The organism is Paraburkholderia sp. MM5477-R1, assembly GCF_050436385.1.
In the GTDB taxonomy this organism is placed as follows: domain Bacteria; phylum Pseudomonadota; class Gammaproteobacteria; order Burkholderiales; family Burkholderiaceae; genus Paraburkholderia; species Paraburkholderia tuberum.
Genome location: NZ_JBNDMC010000010.1, coordinates 437365 through 461128 on the forward strand (window position 1 = coordinate 437365; position 23764 = coordinate 461128).

Annotated in this window: 21 protein-coding genes and 1 pseudogene; 5 read left to right on the top strand and 17 right to left on the bottom strand. The window is 61.6% G+C overall.

Features of this window, described 5'->3' with window-relative positions; translation table 11 throughout:
* Positions 1–9 precede the first annotated feature (9 nt).
* The 4 genes from OKW35_RS45835 to OKW35_RS45850 form a co-directional block, all read right to left on the bottom strand.
* Complete coding sequence (locus tag OKW35_RS45835; protein ID WP_184055836.1) at positions 10–861, bottom strand: carbohydrate ABC transporter permease; 852 nt, start codon at positions 859–861, stop codon at positions 10–12.
* Between the two features lie 27 nt (positions 862–888).
* Positions 889–1794, bottom strand: coding sequence for a carbohydrate ABC transporter permease (locus tag OKW35_RS45840; protein WP_429493498.1), 906 nt, complete (start codon positions 1792–1794; stop codon positions 889–891).
* A 78-nt stretch (positions 1795–1872) separates the two neighbouring features.
* Positions 1873–3072: an ABC transporter substrate-binding protein gene (locus OKW35_RS45845; RefSeq protein WP_429493983.1), complete on the bottom strand. Its 1200-nt coding sequence runs from the start codon at positions 3070–3072 to the stop codon at positions 1873–1875.
* Between the two features lie 171 nt (positions 3073–3243).
* Positions 3244–4383: an ABC transporter ATP-binding protein gene (locus OKW35_RS45850; RefSeq protein WP_429493497.1), complete on the bottom strand. Its 1140-nt coding sequence runs from the start codon at positions 4381–4383 to the stop codon at positions 3244–3246.
* A gap of 204 nt (positions 4384–4587) precedes the next feature.
* Here OKW35_RS45850 and OKW35_RS45855 point away from each other — a divergent pair, with 204 nt between their 5' ends.
* Positions 4588–5604: a LacI family DNA-binding transcriptional regulator gene (locus tag OKW35_RS45855; protein ID WP_090809209.1), complete on the top strand. Its 1017-nt coding sequence runs from the start codon at positions 4588–4590 to the stop codon at positions 5602–5604.
* Between the two features lie 4 nt (positions 5605–5608).
* Here the strand turns inward: OKW35_RS45855 and OKW35_RS45860 are convergent, their stop codons facing one another.
* Genes OKW35_RS45860 through OKW35_RS45870 form a run of 3 tightly spaced genes read right to left on the bottom strand, consistent with a single transcriptional unit; the run spans position 5609 to position 9181 of the window.
* Positions 5609–6610, bottom strand: coding sequence for a 4-hydroxythreonine-4-phosphate dehydrogenase PdxA (locus OKW35_RS45860; RefSeq protein ID WP_429555520.1), 1002 nt, complete (start codon positions 6608–6610; stop codon positions 5609–5611).
* A 23-nt stretch (positions 6611–6633) separates the two neighbouring features.
* Positions 6634–7809 (bottom strand): L-rhamnonate dehydratase, encoded by a 1176-nt coding sequence (locus OKW35_RS45865; protein WP_090809205.1) that lies wholly within the window; start codon positions 7807–7809, stop codon positions 6634–6636.
* A gap of 31 nt (positions 7810–7840) precedes the next feature.
* Positions 7841–9181, bottom strand: coding sequence for an MFS transporter (locus OKW35_RS45870; RefSeq protein ID WP_429555521.1), 1341 nt, complete (start codon positions 9179–9181; stop codon positions 7841–7843).
* Between the two features lie 137 nt (positions 9182–9318).
* On the opposite strand from OKW35_RS45870, the gene OKW35_RS45875 reads away from it, so the two are divergent.
* Positions 9319–10254: a LysR family transcriptional regulator gene (locus OKW35_RS45875; RefSeq protein WP_429352346.1), complete on the top strand. Its 936-nt coding sequence runs from the start codon at positions 9319–9321 to the stop codon at positions 10252–10254.
* Here the strand turns inward: OKW35_RS45875 and OKW35_RS45880 are convergent.
* Positions 10229–11566: an MFS transporter gene (locus tag OKW35_RS45880; RefSeq protein WP_184055822.1), complete on the bottom strand. Its 1338-nt coding sequence runs from the start codon at positions 11564–11566 to the stop codon at positions 10229–10231. The genes OKW35_RS45875 and OKW35_RS45880 overlap by 26 nt on opposite strands.
* A 307-nt stretch (positions 11567–11873) precedes the next feature.
* Here OKW35_RS45880 and OKW35_RS45885 point away from each other — a divergent pair, with 307 nt between their 5' ends.
* Both OKW35_RS45885 and OKW35_RS45890 read left to right on the top strand, forming a co-directional pair.
* Positions 11874–12200: a hypothetical protein gene (locus tag OKW35_RS45885; protein WP_429555522.1), complete on the top strand. Its 327-nt coding sequence runs from the start codon at positions 11874–11876 to the stop codon at positions 12198–12200.
* Between the two features lie 80 nt (positions 12201–12280).
* Positions 12281–12460 (top strand): annotated as a pseudogene (locus OKW35_RS45890) (LysR family transcriptional regulator); the annotation flags it as partial.
* 20 nt (positions 12461–12480) lie between these two features.
* Here the strand turns inward: OKW35_RS45890 and OKW35_RS45895 are convergent.
* The 6 genes from OKW35_RS45895 to OKW35_RS45920 all read right to left on the bottom strand — a co-directional run bounded on the left by OKW35_RS45895 (position 12481) and on the right by OKW35_RS45920 (position 18235).
* Entirely contained in the window at positions 12481–12891 is a 411-nt protein-coding gene (locus OKW35_RS45895; RefSeq protein WP_184067498.1) for a hypothetical protein, read from the bottom strand.
* Between the two features lie 208 nt (positions 12892–13099).
* On the bottom strand, positions 13100–13501 hold the full coding sequence (locus OKW35_RS45900) for a hypothetical protein (RefSeq protein ID WP_184067495.1): 402 nt from the start codon (positions 13499–13501) through the stop codon (positions 13100–13102).
* A 329-nt stretch (positions 13502–13830) separates the two neighbouring features.
* Positions 13831–14166, bottom strand: coding sequence for a hypothetical protein (locus tag OKW35_RS45905; protein ID WP_184064884.1), 336 nt, complete (start codon positions 14164–14166; stop codon positions 13831–13833).
* Between the two features lie 36 nt (positions 14167–14202).
* Complete coding sequence (locus tag OKW35_RS45910; RefSeq protein WP_429403591.1) at positions 14203–15288, bottom strand: sugar-transfer associated ATP-grasp domain-containing protein; 1086 nt, start codon at positions 15286–15288, stop codon at positions 14203–14205.
* Between the two features lie 2 nt (positions 15289–15290).
* Positions 15291–16673, bottom strand: a complete 1383-nt coding sequence (locus OKW35_RS45915) for an undecaprenyl-phosphate glucose phosphotransferase (protein ID WP_429510040.1) — start codon at positions 16671–16673, stop codon at positions 15291–15293.
* Positions 16674–16714: 41 nt separating this feature from the next.
* Complete coding sequence (locus tag OKW35_RS45920; RefSeq protein WP_429352351.1) at positions 16715–18235, bottom strand: mannose-1-phosphate guanylyltransferase/mannose-6-phosphate isomerase; 1521 nt, start codon at positions 18233–18235, stop codon at positions 16715–16717.
* Positions 18236–18869: 634 nt separating this feature from the next.
* Here OKW35_RS45920 and OKW35_RS45925 point away from each other — a divergent pair.
* A complete protein-coding gene (locus OKW35_RS45925; protein ID WP_429555523.1) occupies positions 18870–20177 on the top strand; it encodes an O-antigen ligase family protein in 1308 nt (435 codons plus the stop codon).
* On the opposite strand, the gene OKW35_RS45930 is transcribed toward OKW35_RS45925, so the two are convergent.
* From OKW35_RS45930 to OKW35_RS45940, 3 genes are read right to left on the bottom strand one after another with little or no spacing between them, the layout of a single operon-like run.
* Complete coding sequence (locus OKW35_RS45930) at positions 20153–21343, bottom strand: glycosyltransferase family 4 protein (protein ID WP_184039594.1); 1191 nt, start codon at positions 21341–21343, stop codon at positions 20153–20155. The genes OKW35_RS45925 and OKW35_RS45930 overlap by 25 nt on opposite strands.
* Positions 21344–21394: 51 nt before the next feature.
* Positions 21395–22711 (bottom strand): lipopolysaccharide biosynthesis protein, encoded by a 1317-nt coding sequence (locus OKW35_RS45935; RefSeq protein ID WP_429555524.1) that lies wholly within the window; start codon positions 22709–22711, stop codon positions 21395–21397.
* Between the two features lie 16 nt (positions 22712–22727).
* A complete protein-coding gene (locus OKW35_RS45940) occupies positions 22728–23738 on the bottom strand; it encodes a glycosyltransferase family A protein (protein ID WP_429555525.1) in 1011 nt (336 codons plus the stop codon).
* Positions 23739–23764 lie beyond the last annotated feature (26 nt).

Sequence of the window (23764 nt, forward strand, 5' to 3'; positions counted from 1 at the left end):
AAGCGCCCTTTATCCCTTGCTCGCCCCGAAGGTCAGTCCGGCGACGAAGTGCCTTTGCATGCCGAAGAACATCAGCACCGAGGGCAACGCGGCCAGCACCGAGCCCGCCGCGACGAGGTTCCACGCGGTCGTCCACTGCCCTTTCAGCGCGGCGACGCCCACCGTGATCGGCGCGGCGTCGTCGCCTTGCGTGAGGCACAGCGCCCAGAAGTAGTCGTTCCACACGAACGTGAACACGAGGATCGCGAGCGCGGCGAGCGCGGGGCGGATCAGCGGCAGCACGATGCGCAGATAGATCGTCCACTCGCCCGCGCCTTCGACGCGCGCGGCCTCGATCATCTCGAACGGCAGTTGCTTGATGAAGTTGCGCAGAAACAAGGTGCAGAAGCCGGTCTGAAACGACACATGAAAGATCACCAGCGCCCACACGGTGTTGAACAGGCCGAACTTCAGCGCCATGTCGCGCACTGGAATCATCAGGATCTGGATCGGCACGAAATTGCCGGCGACGAACGCGAACAGCACGGCCGTGTTGCCCGGAAAGCGATACGTCGCCAATGCGAAGCCCGCCATCGACGCGAGCACGATCGCGCCGATCACCGACGGCACCGTGATCAGCACGCTATTGGCGAAGTAATGCAGCATCGGCGTTTGCGTGAGCGCGGTGCCGTAGTTCTCGAGCAACGCGAAGTGTTTCGGCCACGTCCAGTAGTCGCCTTGCGACAATTCATCCGTCGAGCGGATCGAGGTCAGCAGCACGGCGAGCATCGGCAGCAGCCAGATAAACAGCGCCAGCGGCAGCGAGGCCTTGTAAAGCATGCGATTCAGCGGTTTCCAGCGTTCGACGGGAAGCGGATACATGACCGGGTACTCCTGAGGTTCAGAGAATCAGCGTTCCTCGCGCAACATGCGGCGCAGATGGAACACGATATAGACGAGCATGATCGCGAACAGCACGACCGCAATCGCGGCGGAATAGCCTTCGCGGTAGTACTTGATCGCCTGGTCGTACATGAAATAGGCGAGCACGGTGGAACTGTCGAACGGACCGCCGCCACTCATCACCGCGATCAGATCGAAGCTGCGCAGTGCGCCGATCACGGTCAGCACCACCGCCATGAAGGTGGCGGGCCGCAATTGCGGCAGGATCACGTGCCACAGCAGTCGCAGCCCCTGCGCGCCTTCCATGCGCGCGGCCTCGACCACCTCGGGATTGATGCCGGTGAGCCCGGTCAGATACAGAATCATGCAGAACGGCGCCTGCGGCCACAGCGCGGCGAAGATGATGCCGAGCGTGACCGTATGCGGATCGCCGAGCACCGGAATGCCACGGCCGACGATCAGCCGCAGCAGCCCGAACGTCGGATCGTAGAACCAGCTGAATACGAGGCCGACCACGACGCCCGACAGCACGAACGGCGCGAAAAACAGCGACTTCACGACGCGCATGCCGCGCACCTGCTGGTTCAGATACAGCGCGAACAGCAGACCGAGAGGCGGCGCGAGCAGAAACAGCGCGAGCCAGATCAGGTTGTTCTTCAGCGCCGTATAGAACGTATCGGACTGGAACAGCTCGACGTAATTGGCGAGACCGGCGAAGGTCTTCGGCGTCATGCCGTCCCAGTGGTAGAAGCTCAGCGAAATGCTGCTGATGATCGGATAGATCACGCACAGCGCGAACAATGCGCAGCCCGGCAGCAGAAAGAAAAACGCGGCGCGATGCTGATGACGGCGCGTCGTCGAGACGCGACGGTGCCGCGCCGCGGGCAGGCGGCGCGCTGCGGTATGAGACATGGAACGGCCTCGTCGGAAATCGAAGGCGGAATGGGGGCCCGGAAGCCGGCCGCGATCGAGCGGCCGGCGCGGCGGGACTTACTTCTGGTAGATGCGCTTGCGCGTCGCTTCGAGATGAGCGAGCACGCTGTCGAGTTGCGACGGATCGCTGTAGAACTGCTGCATGGCCTTCATGCCTTCGTCGGCCATTTCCTTCTGCATATCGCGATCGTAGAACTGCGCGATGCCGCCCTTCGTGTTCGCGAGCGTCTGGAAGCCGACCTTCGAGATCGCGTCCTCAGGCGGCGCCGCCTGGCTGTTCGACGGCAACTGTCCCCAGCCCTTCGCGAGTTCGGCGTTGATCTTCGGGGTCTCCATGAACGCGAGCAGCTTGCGCGCGTCGGCCTTGTTCTTGGCCTTCGCCGGAATCAGCAGCACGTTGACGGGGCCGTCCTCGGCCATCGGCACGTTCGCGTCGAGCACCGGAAAGCGGAAGAAGCCGATCTGGTCCTTGATCGACGGCGGGAAGCTCGCCGAGAAGAACGTGCCCATCAGCATCATCGCGGCTTTGCCGTTGTTGAGGATCGGGCCGATCGAATCGACGTCGTACGACAGCGCATTATCGATAAAGTCGTGATTGTCGAGCAGCGTCTTCCACGTCGTGTAGACCTTCTTCACGCGCGGATCGGTGTACGGAATTTCGCCGGCCATCAGCTTCTGATGGAACTCGTTGCCGTTGATGCGCAGATCGAGATAGTCGAACCAGGCGGCCAGCGTCCAGCTGTCGCGAGCAGCCACCGCGATCGGCGCGACGCCGATCGCCTTCAGCTTCTTGTTGGCGTCGAGCAGTTCGTCCCACGTTTTCGGCTCGCTCCTGATGCCGGCCTTCTCGAACAGATCCTTGCGATAGAAGAAGCCGTACGCGTCATAGCCGAGCGGTGCCGCATATTGCTTGCCCTTGTACGTCGACGCGTCCTTGACCGACGCATACTGCTGCGACCAGCCGTTCTTCGCCCAGTCCGAGCTCAGATCTTCGAGCAGACCACGTTGCGCGTAATAGGCCATCCGCTCGCCGTCGTGCCACGAGACGACGTCGGGTGGATCGGTGGCGAGCCAGCCGCCCATCTGCACCTTGTAGGCTTCCTCGGTCACGTAGGTGATTTTCAGGTCGATGTCGGGATTGGCTTTCTTGAACTGGTCGAACGCATCCTGCCAGGTCGAGCGCTGATTACCGCGCGCCGATACGTTGACGTTCAGCGTGGCCGCGTCGACCGCGGCGCTGCCGAGCGCGCCGGCCATCACGGCGGCGGCGATCGACACCTGTGCGAAACGGCGAAGGCGAAGAGCAATCATCTATGTCTCCTTGTCTACCTTGTTGACCGGCTACGCAGCGTGGCCGGCGATGTAACCCGCTCTATGGCGGAATTCAGTCTGACGAACCGTTGAAGCAGGTCCGCCGTCGACGATCGTTCAGGCGGCCGCGCGTTCCGGCTCGAACGTGCTACGCCGCAGCGCGAGTCCCTGTTCGTCGAACAGATGACAGGCAGCGGGCGGAACATGGACGCGGATGCGCTCGCCCGCGCCGAGCGGCGTATCGCCGGGCGCCTTCGCGATCAGCGTGCCTCCCGCGTGGTCCGCGTGGATATAGCTGTGCTCGCCGAGCCGTTCCGATAGCACGGTCGCGCACTGAATGAACTGTTCGTCGCCATCGAGCCGCAGATGCTCGGGGCGCACGCCGAGCGTGACGCGCTGGCCGCGTTGCAGCCGTTTACCGTCGACGTGCGCGAGCAGCTTTTCCGCGCCGGCCACGAGCGCCACCGTCACACGCCCCGGTTCGATCGACTCGACGGTCGCATCGACGAAGTTCATACGCGGCGAGCCGATAAAGCCCGCGACGAAGCGCGACTTCGGGTGGTGATACAGCTCGAGTGGCGCACCGCTCTGCGCGATGCTGCCGAAGCGCTCGGCATCCGCGCCCGCATGCAGCAGCACGATGCGATCGGCAAGCGTCATCGCTTCGACCTGATCGTGCGTGACGTACACGACGCTCGCATTCGCGAAGCGCTGATGCAGACGCGCGATCTCGACGCGCGTCTGGCCGCGCAGCGCGGCATCGAGATTCGATAGCGGCTCGTCGAACAGAAACACGCCCGGCTCGCGCACGATCGCGCGGCCGATCGCGACGCGCTGCCTCTGGCCGCCCGACAGCGCTTTCGGATGTCGTTCGAGCAAGCTTTCCAGTTGCAGAATCCGCGCGGCTTCGCGCACCTTGCGCTCGATCACGTCCTTCGGCTGCTTCGCGAGCTTCAATCCGAACGCCATGTTGTCGAACACGGTCATATGCGGAAATAGCGCGTAGCTTTGGAACACCATCGCGACGCCGCGCTCGGCGGCCGGCACGTCGTTGACGAGGCGGCCGCCGATATGCAGCTCGCCTTCGCTGAGGTCTTCGAGACCGGCGATCATCCGTAATAAGGTCGACTTGCCGCAGCCCGAGGGGCCGAGAAACACGCAGAATTCATGCTGCGCGATCTCGAGATTCACGCGCCGGATCACCGGCGGATGGTCGCCGTAGGCCTTTTGCACATCGCTCAAACGAATCGTCGCCATGCTGTCTCCGCCTTCATTTAACCGCTTAAATTTTGGCCGAAATAAAACGCCCCGGGCTTGTGCCGGCGGCATTTAATCGCTTAAATTCGAGTTCGACGGATAAAGTCATGGTGGGTGTCTCCGTTACGTTTTTGAGAAAGTTAGCAATGTCGCAGGCCGTTTGCAACATTTGAATTGACCTCCCTAAATATGGGATAACCCGACATGGTCACGTTGTCCGAAGTCGCGAAACGCGCGCAGGTTACCGCCGCCACGGTCTCCAACGTGCTGCGCAATCGCGAGAAAGTCCGCCCTGAAACGGCTGAGCGCGTGCTGCAGGCGATCGCCGAACTCGGCTACCGGCCGAACCTGAATGCGCGCGCGCTCGCCGAAGGCCGTTCGTCGACGCTCGCGCTCATGCTGTCGAACATCTCGAACCCGTTTTACCCGGAGTTCGTGCTCGCCGCCGAGCGCGCGGCGCGCAAGACCGGCCACTTCCTGATGGTCTGCAATACCGACGACGATGCCGAAATCGGCCGCGCATATCTGAACCAGATTGCCGGCACGCTCGCCGACGGCGTGCTCGTGATGAACACGGACATCACGATCAACGACCTGTGCGCGTCTGCGACGCATAGCGCGCCGATTCTGCTCGCCATGTGGGAGCACCCCGAGTCGCCGCCCGAGCTACCGTGCATCGCAGTCGACTTCGCGCGTGCCGGCGAGCTGGCCGCGGGGCATCTGCTCGGACTCGGCCATCGCGAGATCGGCTTGCTGATCGGCGACGGCTGCGGCGGTTTGCAGGACGCGCGCTCGAACGGCTTTCGCGCCGCGATGCGCATGGCCGGCATCGAAGCCGATGCGGCCGCCGTGCTGCAGATTCGCGACTCGATCGACGCCGGCTTCGCCGCCTGCATGGAACTGATGGCGAACCGCCCGCAACTGAGCGCGATCTTCGCGACCAACGACCTGCTCGCGATCGGCGCGATCCAGGCGTTGATCACGCTCGGCCGCTCGGTGCCCGACGACGTGTCGGTGATCGGCATCACCGACATTCAGCTCGCGCATCAGGTGCATCCGGCGCTGACCACGGTCGCGATTCAAACCGCGGCTGTCGCGGAGTTGTCGATCAAGAGCCTGATCCGTTTGATCCAGACGCCGGAGCGGCAGCCGTCGATGGTGCTCGGGCCACCGCCCGAGCTCGTGGTGCGCGCCTCGACCGGACCGCGCAGGAAACGCTGACGCGTTAGTTCACGCGCTCGGTCGCCATCCGCGTGACGATGTCGAACGCCTTCTGCGTCGCGCCGACGTCGGCCTTGCCCTGGCCGTGGATGTCGAACGCGGTGCCGTGCGCGGGCGTCGCGATCGGAACCGGCAAGCCGCCGTGCACGGTCACGCCGCGCCAGAAACCCATCAGCTTCATCGCGATCTGGCCTTGATCGTGGTACATCGTGACGACGCCGTCGAAGGCCTTCTGGTCGCGCGCGCGCACGAAGATCGTGTCGGCGGGAAACGGTCCCTGCGCGTCGTAGCCGAGCTTGCGCGCGGCCTCGACGGCCGGCGCGATCACGTCGATCTCCTCGCGGCCGAACGCGCCGTTGTCGCCGTTGTGCGGATTGAAACCGCATACCGCGATACGCGGCTGCGGATGGCCGGCTCGCTTCAGGCCTTCATGAATCAGCCGCACCGCGCCGACGATGCGCTCCTCCGACAGCTTCGCGCTGACGTCCTTCAACGCCATATGCGAGGTCACGCGCGAAGTCCATAGCTCGTCGAGCACGTTGAACTCGCAGAAGCTGCCCGTGTAGCCGAGCTGCTTCGCGAACCACTCCATCTCGTCGCCGGTTTCCATGCCGGCCAGATGCAGCGAGGTCTTGTTGACCGGCGCGAACAGCATGCCTTGGGTGACGTTGCTTTGCGTCAGCGCGAGCGCGTGCCTGAACGCGGCGAGACTATAGCGGCCGCCGTGTTCGGTCGCCACCGCACGCTCGAAAGCTTGATCGCCGGGCAGACGGAAATCGATCAGCGACGGCACACCGTCGCGTTGAAACGCGGCATGCGCATCTTCGACCACGTCGTAATCGAAGCGCTGCTGCGCGATCTTCATGCCGGTTTCGAGCTCGCGCCGGTCGCCGATGATCAGCAGCTCCGCGCGCGCGCGGTTCGCCCGCTGCGCGAACAGACGCGCGATCAGCTCGGGACCGATACCGGCCGGGTCGCCAAGAAGGACTGCGATGCGTGGCTTCATGTGCTTTCCTCGGATCGGTCCACTCATTCGACGATGTTGAAGTCGGCAAGATACTTGTCGCTCAACTTGATGCCAAGACCCGGCACGTCGTCCGACAGTTGCAGATAGCCATTTTCCGGCTGCGGCTCGCCTTCGAAGATGTAGTAGAACAATTCGTTGCCAACTTCGACATCGAACACCGGGAAGAACTCCGACATCGGGCTCGCGGTGCTCGACATCGTCAGATGATAGTTGTGCATCTGTCCCGCATGCGGAATCACCGGCACCGACCACGCTTCGGCCATCGCGTTGATCTTGCGCGCCGCCGTGATCCCGCCCACGCGATTCGTGTCGTACTGGATCACGTCGATCGCGCGGCGTTCGAGCAGATCCTTGAAGCCATAGCTCGTGAACTCATGCTCGCCACCCGACACCGGCATCAGGTTCATCTTCTTCAACTCCTGATAGCCTTCGACGTCGTCGCCGATCACCGGCTCCTCGATCCAGCGTGGATTGAATTCGGCGAGGCGCGGCAGCATTCTGCGCGCGTATTCGAGCGTCCAGCCCATATAGCATTCGAGCATGATGTCGACTTCGTCGCCGACCAGTTCACGCAACAGACGCACCTGTTCGATGTTCTTCGCCATGCCTTTCGGGCCGTCTTTCGGACCGTAGCCGAAGCGCATCTTCATCGCGGTGAAGCCGCTGTCCAGATAGCTCTCCGCTTCGCCGAGGAAAGCGTCGCGATCATCGTTGTTGTAAAGCTTCGATGCATAGCACCAGATCTTTTCTTTCGTGCGCCCGCCGAGCAGCTTGAACACCGGCTTTTTCACGGCCTTGCCCATGATGTCCCACAGCGCGATATCGATCGCGGAGATCGCCGCCATGCCGATGCCTTTGCGGCCCCACGCGAGCGTGCGGCGATACATCTTCTGCCAGATGTATTCGTTGTCGAACGGGTCTTCGCCGATCGCGATCGGCGCGAGGTATTCGTCGATGATCTGCTTCGCGATGCGCGGCGCGAGCGCGCAATTGCCGATGCCCACGGTGCCGTCGTCGCATTCGACTTCGACGACGAGCCAGCCGTGAAAGCGGAACGACCCCATCGCATCGCCACGCTCGTACAGAATATCGACCGCGTTCGTGCAGAAATGCGCTTGCGGCGGCACGACTTTGCCTTTCCACTCGAAAACACGCGTTCGGATATGCTTGATTTTCATGTTCGACGATTTCCTTCAGAGAATCAGAGAGTCAGTGGCCCAAGCGTTCGCCGAGCGGGCCGCTGCGATGAGAGACGGAATGGGAGGCGGCAGGGGCGAAGCGGAACGTCAGCAGCAGCAATGCGCCGATCAGGCCGACCACCGCGAGCGAGAACATACCCGCCTGCGAAGAGCCGAGCGCGCGCTCGGCCAGCCCCTTCAGATTCGGCGCGACGAAGCCGCCCAGATTGCCGATCGAATTGATCAACGCGATGCCGCCCGCGGCCGCGGCGCCGCCCAGATAACCGGTGGGCAGCGTCCAGAACAATGGCTGCACGCAGACGAAACCGATGGCGGCGAAACAGAAGGCGGCAATCGCAAGCGTGACCGACGACGTCATCGCCGACGCGGCAATGCCGAACGCCGCGAGCGCGAGCATCGCCGCGGCCCAGATACGGTGATGACCGTGGCGGTCGGCGTAGCGCGTCACCCAGAACGTGCCGATGATCGCGGCGATCCACGGAATCGCTGTCAGCATTCCGACCTCGACGCCGACATGGCCGCCGCTTGCGAGCCCGGCGATGCGGGTTGGCAGATAGAACACGACGCCGTACACGCTCATCTGCACCGCGAAGTAGATCAGGCCGCAGAACAGTACGCGCGAATCGCGCAGCGCCGCGAGCACCGAAGCCGGACCATGCGCGAGCTTCTGGCGGTCTTCCTGGCGCAACGCATGATCGAGCGCGTCACGCTCTTCGGCATCGAGCCAGTGCGCCTGCACGGGCCGGTCGGTCAGATAGAAGTAAGCGACGACACCCACCACCGACGCCGCCAGCCCCTCGACGACGAACAGCCATTGCCACGGATGCATGCCGAACGGATTGCCCGCATCGAGCAGCAGACCCGAGATCGGGCTGCCGAGCAGGAGGGCGAGCGGGAAGCCGAAATAGAACATGCCCATCGTCTGCGAGCGCGTTTTGGCGGGAAACCAGTTCGACAGGAACAGGATGATGCCGGGAAAGAAACCGGCTTCGGCGATGCCGAGCAGCGTGCGCAGCACATAGAAGCTCGTGGCGCTGTCGACGAAGGCGGTGCACGCGGACACGATGCCCCACGTGACCATGATGCGGCTCATCCAGATGCGCGCGCCGAAGCGGTACATCAGCAGGTTGCTCGGTACTTCGAACACCGCATAGCCGACGAAGAAAATGCCGGCGCCGAACGCGAACGCCGCATCGCTCAAGCCCGTGTCGGCCTGCAGCACGTTCTTCGCGAAGCCGACGTTCGCGCGGTCGATGAACGCCAGTACGTACATCAGGATCAGAAAAGGCAGCAGCCTCGTGCGCGCTTTGGTAATCGCGCTGTCGAGCGCGGGGCTCGCGGTCATCGTCATGCGTCGTCTCCGGTTTTGTCTTGTCAACGCGAACGGCGTTGCGATTGGCCGTCCTGCGATAACCGCTAGTGTGCGAAACTATCCGATAACTGACCACTGAATAATTCGAATCGGTCGATTCGCTAAAGTTATCGCTCATGATCCCGCCCGCCTCCACCATTCGCAAACGCTTGCGCCTGCGTCATCTGCAACTGATGGTCGCGCTGTCGGAAACGGAATCGCTGCGGCGTGCCGCCGACGATCTCGCGATGACCCAGCCCGCCGCGACCAAGGCCTTGCAGGAACTGGAGGACACGCTCGGCGTATCGCTGTTCGTGCGCCATGCGCGCGGCATGGAGCCGACGATCTTCGGCGAGGCCGTGATGCGCTATGCGCGCGTCGTGTTCCAGGATCTCGACGAGCTGCGCGAGGAGTTGGCCGGCATCGAGGCCGGCGACATCGGCAAGGTGCGCATCGGCGCGGTGATGGCGCCGTCGCCCGAATTGCTGACGCACACGATCGTCAAGCTGAAGGAAGCGCACCCGCGCCTGCAGATGGCGGTCACGATCGACACCAGCGACGTGCTCGTGCAGTCGCTGCAACAGGATCAGCTCGATATCATGATTGGCCGGATTCCCGATGGTTTTCCGGCGCTCGATCTGAGCTTCGAGACGTTGGCGGAAGAGGCGCTGTCGATCGTCGTGCGGCCCGATCATCCGGCCGTGAAAACAGGCAAGCAAACGGGCACGCGGCCGAAGCTCACGGACCTCGCGCGCTATCCGTGGATCATCCAGCCGCATCCGAGCCCGATGCGCCAGGTCATCGATCAAACGTTTCGCGAGTCGCGCGTTGCGCCGCCGGTCAGCACGGTCGAGACGTCGTCGATTCTGACCACGCTGTCGTTGCTGCGCGACTCGGACATGCTCGCCGTGCTGCCGAGTTCGGTCGCGCAGTACTACGTCGCGCTCGATGCGATCGCCGCGATCGCGACGCCGCTACGCGGCCGGCTCGCACCGTATGGGCTGATTCTGCGCAGAAACCGGCGCATCACGCCGGCGATGCAACTGGTCATCGATTCGATTCGCGCGGCGTGAGGTTTTCTGCGAAGCGCAATTCGCCGCCCGCATTGATGTCCGCGAGATCCGGGTGAGCGCGAGCCGCGTCGAGCGGAATATCCGGCCGCATGAAGAAGGTCGCGACGATGCCGAGCGCGAGCAGTCCGAGCGAGCCCGCGAACGGCAGCGTCCAGCTACCCGTGCGGTCCACGATCAGGCCGAACACGATCGGCGTGAAAATCCCCGCAACCGCCGAGCCCGCATTCACGAGCCCGCTCGCGACACCGACGTGCCGCGGGCAGATGTCCATCGGCACGGCCCAGATCGGCCCGATCGTCATTTCGAGGAAGAAGAACGACAGGCTCATGCACGCTGCCATGACCGGCAGCGACTTCACGACCATCACCGGCGCGAGGAACACCAAAGCGCCGAGAAACGCGCAGATGATCACGTTGCGGCGCGCCGCGACGACGTTGCGCGTACGCTTCAACACGCGGTCGCTGAGCACGCCGCCCGCGGTATTGCCGACCACGCCGGACAGAAACACGCCCGCGGAGAACATCGCCGAGCTTTTCAGATCGAGGCCGCGACCGTGCATGAAGAACGTGGGCAGCCAGGTGAAGAACAGCCAGCCGGTCCAGCCGTAACAGAAGTAGACGAGCATCGTTGGTGCGATGCGTTTGAGCAGACGCCGCCACGGCGTGGGCTCGCGAGTCGCTTCGACCGCGGATTGACGGACCGGCGGCAATTGCGTTTCCTGCTCCGCGGTCATATGGCGATGCTTGCGCGGGTCGTCGGTGAAATACCATGCGTAGACCACGACCCACACGAACGTCAGCGCGCCGACCGCGAGAAACGACACCCGCCACGACGAATACGCGACCAGCAGCGCGATCAGCGGCGGTGTGATCGCATTGCCGAGCCGCGAGAACGAATGCGTGAGGCCTTGCACGAAGCCGCGCCGGTTCGAGGGGAACCAGTTGGTCAGCGCCCGCGCCTGCGCGGGCAGCGCCGCGCCTTCACCGATGCCGAGCAAAAGCCGCGCGCCGAACAGCGACGCGAGCCCGCCCGCGAGACCGGTCGCGACCGTCGCGACGATCCAGATGCTTGCGCAGGTCACGAGCGTGAGCTTCGCGCCGAAGCGGTCGCTGACCCAGCCGCCGATCACCTGGCACAGCGCGTACGTGTATGCGAACGCGGCGAACACGAGGCCGACGTTGGTATTGCTCAGATGCAGATCGTCGCGGATCAGCCCGGCCGCCGCCGACAGGTTGACGCGATCGAGATACAAGATGAACGACATCGCGCACATGAGTGCGAGAACCGCCCGGCTGACCTTGGGTCGCAGCATCGTCTCCTCCGGATTGTCGCGTGAGCCCGCGCCGATGCTCCGACGTTGGCGTCCGCTATGGCTTGTTTTGTGCGCACATTATCAGAAGCCGGGTGATAGTTGACCAATGAATTGTTTGGATACAGCGATCACTGGGGGTTATCGCTTTCATCCTTCGCCCATAGCCGAGCGTTGACTGTCAGGTATAGATTGGGGCTCCATGCGACCGACCCGCAGTACGGCGCAAAACTGATCAGCATCATTCGCTCACGCCATCTCGATCAATATGACGTCCGGTAGAACAGACAAAACCTTGAGGACACGATTGGTGACCTTCGCTCCGCTTCTCGCCAGCGTGCACGCAATGGCATCGGGGCAGACGACCGCCACAGCGGATCAGGCAGCGGACCGGGCAGCGAAAGTTACCCAGAGCCACCATCTATCCTCCAACCGCACCCAATGCCTGATGTTCGACGTATCCGATGAGAAGCGCTATTTCATCGTCGGGGTTCATGAGAAACACACCCCCGAATGCGGTGGCGATCCGGCTACCGCGCCGGTGCTGTTCTTCCTGAAGATACCCAAGCGAGATGGCTACGTCGTCACCAATCATCGTGACGGGGATCATTTCGCGCCGCTCCCGCCGAAACAATGATCCCGGACCCGCCACCACCACGGCGGGTTCCTCCTCTATTGCCTCGCACCCCGCACTGGTTGTGCTCGCTCTTGCCCAGCATGAACCTCGGGGCTCTACAGTGCTTCGTCATTCTCGCGGAGGTACTCAACTTCAGCCGCGCCGCGAAGCGGCTGCATACCGCGAAGCCCGCGCTGAGCCAGCAGATCCGCTCGCTCGACGAACTGCTCGGCACGCGGCGGCGTCGACCGCACGCGGCGGATCGACTCAATCACAACTTAACGCACATTGGATGTAAGCGCTATTGACCCGTACAACACTTGTTAGGACAATCGGGCTCAAACGATATTTCAACACGCCGGCCGTTTTCGACATCGTTCTTCGAATAGACGCGCGAACTGGTCTTTACCGTTCCACGCAAGAAGCCAAATTGATCCAGCACCGCTTTACCCGCTATCAGGCGAGCTTGGGCCAACTGGGTTGCGTTCTGTTCGCGTTCCTCAGCATGCCCACTTACTAGCGTTGTTTCCTTGGTTTTGTGATTCGCATATGTAATCTTTTGATCGACTACCCAGTTAGCAAGCCTTAAAACCTCATCAACGGAGATAACGGCACTATTTGGTGGAAAGTAGATATCGAAATTCTCGCCAGGCATACATGCAAAAACATGTCCCGATATCAGAGCCGAAATGATGACGTAAAGTTTACGCATTGTAGATAACGTATCCGGCGATGCTGTCAGCGTTATCGATTGCCTGTTCGGGATTCGTTCCTCCCCACGAAAGGCACTCGTTCATGAAGAGCACCAGTGTGTACCTCGAACCATTCTTCATTTTCGTCGGTCTTGAACCCGTATTTATTCCGATCATCAAAATCATTCATCCCTGATTGCCTCCGCAATATAAAACCTCAAGCTCGATTCAAAAATGGTCGCGATACGCTCGGTTTGCCCCTTGCGCATTCGTAGTTCCCGTTTTCACCCGCTCACCGTCAAGAATGATCCGGTAACGCACATTAGCGAGCGGTTTGCCGTCGCGATCTTTGAGCGCGTATTGCTCGTCGTGAGTGAAACGCTTCGACGCTGGCTCTGGCGCTGCCTTGCGTCCGCGGCAATCGCACGCCCATGCGTAACCGAGGGCTTCGGCCATATCGTAACCGTTTGAATACGACCGAAGCCTATCCAGCCGAAACCATTCGCCGGTTTCGACGTTCAGAGCCATGGCGGACGGCATTGGCGGGAAGTTTGAATATATTGAATATGTCACGCGGCAAAGCTGGCATTCTTCCTTGCCCCCGGCGTCTTCCTGTTTCTGTTGCTCCATTTGACCTCTGCTGGTTTTCCAGAACACACCCGACGAATTAACCATCTAAAACGAATCACAGTCAATGACTTTAATCTGAGATAAAACCGTTTTTACAGATACTCACAATCGTTGCGGGTATCTGATTTTCGGGTCCATCTTTCCGGTATCGCCGCTCAACAAGAAAAGACGGCATTGAGCCGCCTTCTCCGTCAGTGATCGACGCCGGTCAGTGCCAGCGAGAACCGCTGCCGCGCCCGCCGGTGTCAGTCGTCGGTTGGGAAGCCTCTCGGCTGATCTGATCGAGGACGTGCCACTGCCCGCATAACGCGCTTTGCCATAGCCGCGCTTCACGCATCGTCCTTCCCCGTGCGCGCGACGCTCAGCAGTTCTCTAACGCGTCGCGCGAGATTCGACAACGCGCCGCCGGACCGCGCGACGGCCTGCTGTCTGTGTGGCATACGTTGCAGATCGTGCCAGTCGTCATCGAGCGCTCTTGCGTGAGCGTCGGCGCCATACGGCCATTCGACGACCACCGCGCGCAAGCGGGCGGCGCGCGAGCTTCTGTCGGCGCGATCGATATACGCATTGATCTGCGACGCCTCGTACCGCGCCGATTCCTCCGAATCCACGGCAATGAAGTCGTTCAGTCCTTCGATATGGACGCACCATAACTGTTCGCTCACGTCGCGTCTCCTACTACGTTTTTTTGGCCTGCCCGATCAGCCCAGTGACAGCCGTGCAAACTCTGGTTCGGCCCTCAGCCGTTCCCAGTTCAGATCAGCGAAGCACGGGCCTTGCGTCGCCTCGCTGAATTTGACGTCGTTGTGCTTGCCGTTCCACTCCATCACCTTGACCTGGCCGTTCGCGTCGACCGCGAGATCCCAGCCGATGCAGCGCGCAAACGGAATCTTCCTGTGCAGGCGTAGCACGGTGGCCACGCATTTCTCGAAACATGGGATCTTCAGGCCCGCAAAGCGCGCGCCCGAGTCTGGATGCGCGTCCACCGCGGCCCAGTCGCTCATATACCCCTCGTCGCACAGTTCGCCCGTTTCGAGTTCGACCGGCACGCATATCTCGCGATCGCTCAGCACATGCGTATCGTCCGCTCTGCCGAGTCGCAAGTAGCAGGCCCGAATGGAAATGCGACCGGCCTCGTCCACCACGGTCGTGAAGCGCAATGTCGCCACCGGCTTCGCAGCAAACGTAGCGAACAGACTGTGCTGGTTGATGAACGTCTGAATCACGCCATTGCCGAGCGACCTGATGACCGCGGGGTCGAAGTTGGCACGGTCGAAGAAGTAGACACCGTTGCCCTGTCCGGAACCGTCGAGCTTGAATACGACGCGTTCGGTATGCTCGAACACGACGTCTGTCAGATCGCGCTCGGGCACCACGACGCCCTTGTCGGTAAAGAACAGCCCATTGGCAAAGTACGCGACGTCCGGCAATTCGTCGCCGTCGAAGATCAGCCGTGAAATCGGCTTGAGGCTCGAAATCTTGCCGTACCAGCCTTGCATTTGCGGCACGACGACGATGCCGTAGTAGTTGTCCGGAATCCAGCCTTCCTTGAAGGTGCCGCAAAACGCGGTATAAACGCGCAGCCAGGGTGCGTAGACCGGGTCGCCGAACACGTCTCGCGCATAGGTGTCCGCGAGCCGCAGTTTGTTCGGATCGGTCTTGCCATACCTGCTTTCGAGTCGCTCCAATATTTTTCTCGCCTGCAATTCGTGATCGTGGTGAAAGCGGTAAAGCGAGACCCGCTTCGCAGATCGTCTTACTATATTTTCAACTCCGGATAGCATCATGCTCAGTACGCGTTTGGATGATGAAGCCCCTTGAAAATCGTGGCCAGAATGATCTTCATGTCGAGCCAGAACGACCAGTTGCGCAGGTAGTACAGATCGTGAGCGACGCGGCCCTCCATCTTTTCCAGGCGATCGGTTTCGCCGCGATAGCCGTTGATCTGCGCCCACCCGGTAATGCCGGGTTTGATCCGATAACGGTGGATATAGCCCGATACGATGTTCTGATAGAGATCGTCGTGTTCGAGCGCATGCGGGCGCGGCCCCACCACCGACATATCGCCGCGCAACACGTTGAAGAACTGCGGTAGTTCGTCGAGACTCGTGCGGCGCAGGAACGCGCCGACGGTCGTGATGCGTGGATCGTCGCGCGTGGCCTGTTCGAGAATGCCCGGCTTCTGCTCGTGCAGGCGCATCGTGCGAAACTTGTAGATCGTAAATACGCGGCCGTCGGCGCCTTTGCGACACTGCGTGAAGAACACCGGCCCGCGCGAACTCAGTTTGACGGCGATCGCGCAGCCCAGCAGTATCGGCGAGATCGCGATCAACGCGACGAGCGCGAACAGACGATCGAACAGGTCTTTTTGCACCAACGCCTTCGGCGGCAGCGGCGACGCGGCAAGATTGATCGTCGGCAAGCCGAGCAACTCGGTCATGCTGCCTTCGAACAGCGCAAGCGAGCGCACGTCGGGCATGAAGCGCACGTTGATCAGGTCGTTGCGAAACTCCGCCACCAGCTTGAGAATCGCGCGCTCCTCGGTGAGCGGCAGCGCCAGCCACACTTCGCCGATCTGCTGTTCGCGCACGTAGCGAGCGAACGCACCCTGTTCTTCGAAGACCTGCACCGACGAGCGCGGCGCAATGCAGCAGCCGGGGTGCAGGTTATACAGCGCATTCGCGCGAAAGCCGGCCGCGGGCGACGTCTCGATCTTATGGATGATCTCGTCGCAATGTTCGCCGCACGCCGCCACCGCGACCTGCTGCAAGTTCATCCCCGCATGACGCATGCGCCCAAGCAACGCATGCGTGACCAGCCGGCCGGCCATCATTGCCGCGCCCGAAATGCCGGTCCAGTACACGAACCAGAGTCGCGACACGAAATCGATCCGGTGCAGCGAGAACATCAGCACCATCGCGCAGGCCTGCACGACGAGCCAGCCGAGCGCCACCTGGCTCGCCAGCACTCTCTTCGAGCGGCCACGCCACGATTGGTAGACGCCGAGCGCCGGAAAGACCGCGAGAGCGAACGCCGCAGCAAAAGCGACGAAGGCGAAATAAAAGCTCCGTTGCGAGCCGCCGTCGAAGCGGATCTGGGAGGCCGCAAATGCCCCAGCCACGATCATCGCGACGTCGAACGCTCTCGCCAGTAGACCAGTCAGCAATCGCATCACAGCCCCCTCATAGGACGTAGCAGGTCGACTCCGTCGCATCAGCCACAACGCCCGTACTTGTCGTCGAAACGAACGATGTCGTCTTCGCCGAGATAAGTACCCGACTGCACCTCGATGATCTGCAGCGGCACGCGGCCCGGATTTTCGAGCCGATGGCGAACACCCAACGGGATATAGGTCGATTCGTTTTCGCCAAGAAGAAACTGCTCTTGCCCGCGCGTGACGTGTGCGGTTCCACACACCACGACCCAATGCTCGGCGCGATGATGATGCATCTGCAACGACAGACGGCCGCCGGGCATCACGACGATGCGCTTCACCTGAAAGCGCTCGCCATGATCGATCGAGTCGTAAAAGCCCCAGGGACGACGCACTTTTCTGTGCGCATCGGCCTCCGGCGACTTCTCGGCCCTGATCCGCGACACGAGTCCCTTGATATCCTGCACATGCGAGCGATCCGCGACGAGCACCGCGTCGTCGGTCTCGATCACGATCATGTTGTTGGTGCCGACGCAGGCGAGAAGCCTGCCTCCTTGCGAGCGTGCGTAGGTCGCGGTGGCCCCTTCGAACAGCACGCGGCCGCTGGCCGCGTTACCGCAGTCGTCCTTCTCCATCGCTTGCCATACGGCATCCCACGAGCCGAGATCGGACCAGCCTGCTTCGAGCGGCACCACCACGCCGGAAAACGCCGACTCCGGTTTGCCAAGCTGTTCCATCACCGCATAGTCGATCGAGTCGGACGGCGAACCCAGGAACCCCTCGGCGTCCGGCATGATGCATTCTTCAGTCTTCTTCGCGTCGCGGTATGCCTGAACGCAGGCCGCGTGCATGTCCGGCTGAAACTGCTCGATGACGGAGAGCCAAACCGACGCTCGCACGACGAAGATGCCGCTATTCCACCAGTAATTGCCCGACGCGACGTACTGGGCCGCGAGTTCCGTCGCGGGCTTCTCGACGAAGCGCTCGATGCGGCGCGCGCCGTCTGGCAACGCGTCGCCGAGCCGGATATAACCGAAGCCCGTGTCGGGCCGTTCGGGCGGTACGCCTAGCGTGACGATCGCGCCGTCGCGCGCCTGCCTCGCGGCGATGTCCAGCGCGTGGTGAAGCGCTTCGAGATTCGCGATCGCATGGTCGGCGGGCATTGCGACCAGAATGGCGTCTTCGTCTTCCGCGCATGCCGTCAACGCGGCAAGCGTCAATGCCGGCGCCGTATCGCGACGCGCGGGTTCGACCACGATCCGCGCGGTCACGCCGATCTCGCGCGCCTGCTCGTAAGTGGCGAAATAATGCTCGGTTCCGCAGACGATCACGGGATCGGCCGCGACGTTCCATGCGCCATCAAAACCCGCCATGCGCCCCATGGTTGCTTGCAGCAAAGTCTGATTGCCGATCACGTCGATCAGTTGTTTTGGAAACTGTTCGCGCGACACCGGCCACAACCGGGTGCCGGAACCACCGGCGAGAATCACCTGCACGAGCGTCGGCAACTCCGCCTCGGCAGAATCCTGTCGTATCGTTTCGACATCCGCTGCGGCTGCTGCCGCGGTAACCTTGCCCATCGCTCACTCCTTCGCATTGAAACCGGCTCGGGAACGCGTTTCCCTCGAGGACACCGCATAACGCGGTGTGCCGCGATCCACGCAAATACCGTCTGATGTGATTCATGACAGGGCGTGCGCGTCAAACGGACCAGACCAGTAGTTCGGTTCGCAGTGAAAGATGCATGCGCCTACGGCGAATCCGGCTCGATCGGGAAGTACGGAAACGACTGGCCGAATCGCAATGGTCTGCTCGACAACGACGACCGGAAAACGATTGAAACGAAAGATCGAATGCGGCAAACGACCTGCATCGGATCTAGTCGACATCGTGCCCCGATGAATTCATCATAGTTAGACCAGATTGCGACGCAGCCCATCTGGCGCGAAGCGCGGAAGTTTTGGCGGTGCTCGCGGACTGGATTTAACAAGCTTGCGAACGAGCTTGCACTTCTATTGCAGGGCGCACGATTGGAAATAAGCAGCGACACGTGCTACCGTTTAATGAACGTCCCGTGGCATTCATGTCAAAGATAAACAGCGGTGTGATCCCCGCGCGGCCCACACTGTGAGTTTTCCGCTGTTCCAATCTCGCCATCATCCAGCGCATGGGCACAACCCCAACCGGCGCGCCATTCGTTTTTCTGGAGTTGCAATGGCCTATATTTCGCTAGTCGCACTTTTCCTGACGGTCACGAATTTCGTGCCCATCAGTGCGATCGGCTTTGTCCCGTTGCTATTGCTGGCATGGCGCTTTTACGGCCGCAGTTATCCCGCATTCATCGCGCCGCTTACCGCTTTCACGGTGCTCGCGACCGTCTCGACGCTGCTCTATGATCCGCAGTCGTTCCTCGACTTCGACTTTTATCGGCGCGACGGCAATTTTTTCATTTCCTATGCGCCCATTTTTGCCGGTTTCGTGTATGCGCACCGCTTGGATCTGCACAAGGTACTGCGTGCGCTGTTCATTTTCGCGGTCGTCGTCAATCTGCCGATGTACGTCTACTACATCGCCACGAACGGGCTGTTCAGCATCTTCGTTAATCCGGCCGACAGTTTCGGCAGCTACTTCATTGCGCGCAACGCAGCCGGCGGCTTCCTGGCGATGCTGTTCTGTCTCGGCATAGCGTGCTACCTGCAAAAACGCAGCAAGCTGCTGATCGCGCTGCTCGCCTGCAATGTGCTGATGCTGTTTTCGACCTACAGCCGTGGCTCGCTGCTTGGCGCGGCGGCCGTTCTGCCCTATCTGTACTTTGGCCGCAAGCGCTGGATGCTCGGCACGCTGATAGCCGCGCTGCTGCTCGCCTCGGTCGCCGTCGCGATCTACCATACCCAGCCGAACGTCGACTACATGGGCTATACGTTCGCGATTCACGCCAATGACGCCAAGGTCAACAACCTCGACATTCGCTACGAGTGGTTGTGGCCGCGAGCGCTCGCGTATTTCGTGCAAAGCCCGCTCGTCGGTCTCGGCTTCGGCTCCTTCGACGACCACATCGGCAGCCTCACCTCGTACTTCCATCTGTTCGCGGTGCCGTCCGACATAGTGATCGAGCACAGCGACTCGCACGCTCACAACTCGTATCTGAATATCCTCGCCGAGCTCGGCGTAGTGGGCTTGACGCTGATCCTCGCGTTCTTCTGGAGACTGATCGAGTGGAGCAGGCAGGGGGCGGCGTATGCCGCGTTGGTCGAGGGCGGCCGCCAGTTCGCGGCGTTCCGCTTCGTGGAGATTTCGTCGGTTTGCCTGCTGGTGATGTCGGCAACCGAGCATCGGCTCGTTTCGCCGTCGAATGTATTGATTCTTTCTCTGGTGATCTCGCTGCTGCTAGCCGCGCGTCCGCTGGCGGCCACCGCATTCAGGCCCGGCCCGCGCGGAGCGCGCAAGGCGGGCATCGTGGGCACGCGAGCTGCGCAGCCCGTGCCCCAGCGCCCGACTCAGGGCGTAACGTCGGCAAGATGACGTTCTTCGGCCGGTAGCGACTGACTCGGCGCATAGGGAAGAAACTGTTCGACGCACGCATACGGGAGCCGCGCGTCGACGAAGCCCATCAGGGCCTTCTTGAAGTTCTCCGACGAAAACCGCTCGGCATTCTTGCGGCACACGCGTGCGTCGAATAGGGCTGCGTTGCTCTCGAACCGGGTAACGGCTTCGAGCAACGACGCGGTGCTTTGCTCACCGAAGAAAACCCCGGTGGGTCGCTCGAGCGGCAATCCCACCACCGATTCAAGCGCGCCACCGCGGCCGAAGGCGATCACCGGCGTGCCGCATGCCTGCGCTTCGACCACCGAAATGCCGAAGTCTTCTTCCGCCGCGAACACGAACGCGCGCGCGCGCCGCAAATGATCGACCAGCACATCGGACGGCTGATGCCCGAGAATCTGGACGTTGTCGCCGGCCACCGCTTTGATCTTCTTCATCTCGGGACCGTCGCCGATCACGACCAGCTTGCGTTCAGGCGTTTGCGAAAAGGCCTGAACGATCAGATCGATACGCTTATAAGGCACCATCCGCGACGCCGTCACGTAAAAATCCTCTTTCTCCGTACCAATAGGCATGTTCACCAGATCGACCGGCGGATAGATCACGGTCGATTCGCGCTGATAGGCCTTTCTGATACGCCGCGCAATGAACTGAGAATTCGCGACGAGATGATCGACGCCGTTCGCGGAACGCGAATCCCAGCCTCGAATGTAATGGAGCAGCACGCGCGCCAACGCGGAGCGCAGGCCTGTGTCGAGATGGGATTCACGCAGGTACTGATGTTGCAGATCCCACGCATAGCGGATCGGCGAATGAATGTAGCTGATATGCATCTGGTTCGGCCCGGTCAACACGCCTTTCGCGACCGCGTGCGAGCTCGAAATGACGAGATCGTAGCCTGACAGATCCACCTGCTCGATCGCAATCGGCATCAACGGTAGATAGGCGCGGTATCGTCTTCGCGCAAACGGCATCTTCTGGATGAATGACGTGTTGACGGACTTCCCCTTCACGCAATCGCGGTCTTCGAGAAAATCGACAATCGAAAAGACATCCGCATCCGGGAAGCACTCGATGATGTTCTTCAATACTTTCTCGGCGCCGCCGGACACTACCAGCCAATCGTGAACAATAGCGACTTTCACTTCGACCTCCTGTGACAATCCATCCAAACTCCCACACACCCACGCGCCACTTCAATCGTCCTTTGCGCCGCCCGCCTGCGTACTAAGCCCGCACACCACCCGCACCCGCTCGAGCGCCCACTCGGCGCCGGGCAACAGCCCGACCAGCTCGAGGCGAATCAACACGCTGAGCAGCGTCACCGACAGCGCCGCTTCGCCGATCACCCGAGCAGAGGCCATGCCAATCGCGCCAAAACGCGGCGCGAGAATGAGCGCCGCTGCGAGATTGACCAGCGCCGAGGCGACGCCGGCAATCGCGAGCACCCGGTCTCTCCTGCGCGGCACGAATACATAGAGCGCGACGAACTCGTTGAAAGCCGCGAACGGGAACATCCATGCAAACACCTGCAACACGTGCACGCTCGGCTCGAACGCGGCGCCGAGAATCAGCGGCAACACGAAAGGCGACAGCGTCAACGCGCCGCACAGCACGAGCACGCCATAGCCGAGCAGCAAGATGGCGCCGCGCCGCGTCGTGACATGCGCGCCCGCCTTGTCGCCCTGCGCGAGTTGCCGGGTTATCGTCGGAATAAAGACTTGCGCCGCGGGGGCCATCAGGCCGAGTCCGATCGTCGCGAAACGCTCGGCCGCGCCGAAATAGCCGACCTCCGCGGGCGTCGAGAACAAGGTCAGCAAATACGTCGACGATGCCGTCAGGACGGCGGAGCCGGACGAATAGCAGAACAGCATCGTCGACCGGCGCACGAGCGGCAGGACGCCGGCAAACGCCAGACGCGGCCAGCCGAGTTGCCACGTCGTCAAACCGTAGGCAATGATCAAGGACGCGATACCCGCAATCAGCAGACTCGCCAACACCCATACGGCATCGTTCGGTCCTTTGACGAGAGTCAGCACCAGCACGAGACTCAGCGCGAAGCCGAACACTTCGATCATGATCGGCGTTCGAATGTGTTGCCGCCCCTGAAACAGCCAGCCGAGATTGCATGCCGACACGATACCTAGCAAGGTCGCGAGCAGGCCGATCAGCGGCCGCTCCGACAGTAACGGTGAACAGAACGTCGCAATGATGCCGATGCCCGCGCCGATCACGGCGAGTGTCAGCCGCGCGCTGACATGCAGCGAATAGATCGCATTGCATTCCTGGGTCGACTGCGCTTTCGCCACCTCGCGCATGCCGACGAATACAAAGCCGAAGCCGACGAGCATCCATATCGCGTTCATCAGCGACATCGACGCGAGTACCCGGCCGTATTCGGCCACGCCGAGCACCCGGCCATAGAACGGCACGACGATCATGAGGTACACGTACCTCATGAAATAACCGGCGTAAACAAATACGATCAGGTTGGCGCTCGTTCGTCTATCCATGCCGTCCTCCTTCGCCTCAGCGTCCTGCGACGCGACGGCGCGCGAGCGGGTTCGCGATATAACGCACCGCGAAATCCGACAGCGGCGAATAAGGCACGAGACACAGGCTCGACAGTACGAGCGTGCCGAGCTTCTTCTTCAGGCTCCAGAACGGATTTGCAATGATCGTGTGCAGATAGTTGCGCGAATCGAGGATCATCCAATGCCAACGCCGGAACAGGGTCGCGCGATAAACGGAAGAGCAGAATGTCGCTTTCTCGTGTGAGAAGTCGAGAAATGTTGCCGGTAGCTCTATGTCGAGCCGATCTTTGGCGATATTGCGCAGAATGGCCCAGCGCATGTTGAACGCGCGCGGTGCTTTCGTCAGTTGTTCCGAGTTCGCGAACGACACCGTTTCACTGCCCGCGTTATGCACCCGGTAGCCGCCTAGCGACTTCGACACGGTCGCGATCGGTCCAGCCAGCGCGACGCCATAGATCGCATAAAAGTCCGCGCCATAGCGATTCACACCCTCTTCGGGAACCGGGAAGATCTGCTTGAGCGCGCTCACCCGGTAAGCATTGCCAGACGCGGGCGGGGACGGATAGAGCCACCCACCGCGCAGCAGCCTGCCGCAGTCGTGTGGCGGCTCGCTATTCGGCACGTAGGCGCCCGTCAATGCGCCTTCGTTGTCAATCACGTCGAGCCGGAATTGCACCTTGGCCCACTCGCCGCCCTCGAAAAAGCGCATGACTTCGGTAACCGCGGATGGGTACAGCACGTCATCGGAATCGAGAAGGATCACATACTCGGTGGTGAGCGACGCGATTGCATAGTTGTAGGCGGATACTTGCCCGCCGTTTTTCTTGCACAACGTCAGTACGCGATCGCCATAGCTTTCGATGATCGCGCGCGAACCGTCGGTCGAGCCATCGTCGACGACCATGACGGTGGTCGCCGGATAATCCTGCGCGAGCGCCGAGTCGATCGCCGCGGCCAGATAGTGCTCGTAGTTGTAATTGCAAATCGCAATGGTGACCTGCTTCATGATGTGTCAACGCTATCCGTCAGGTT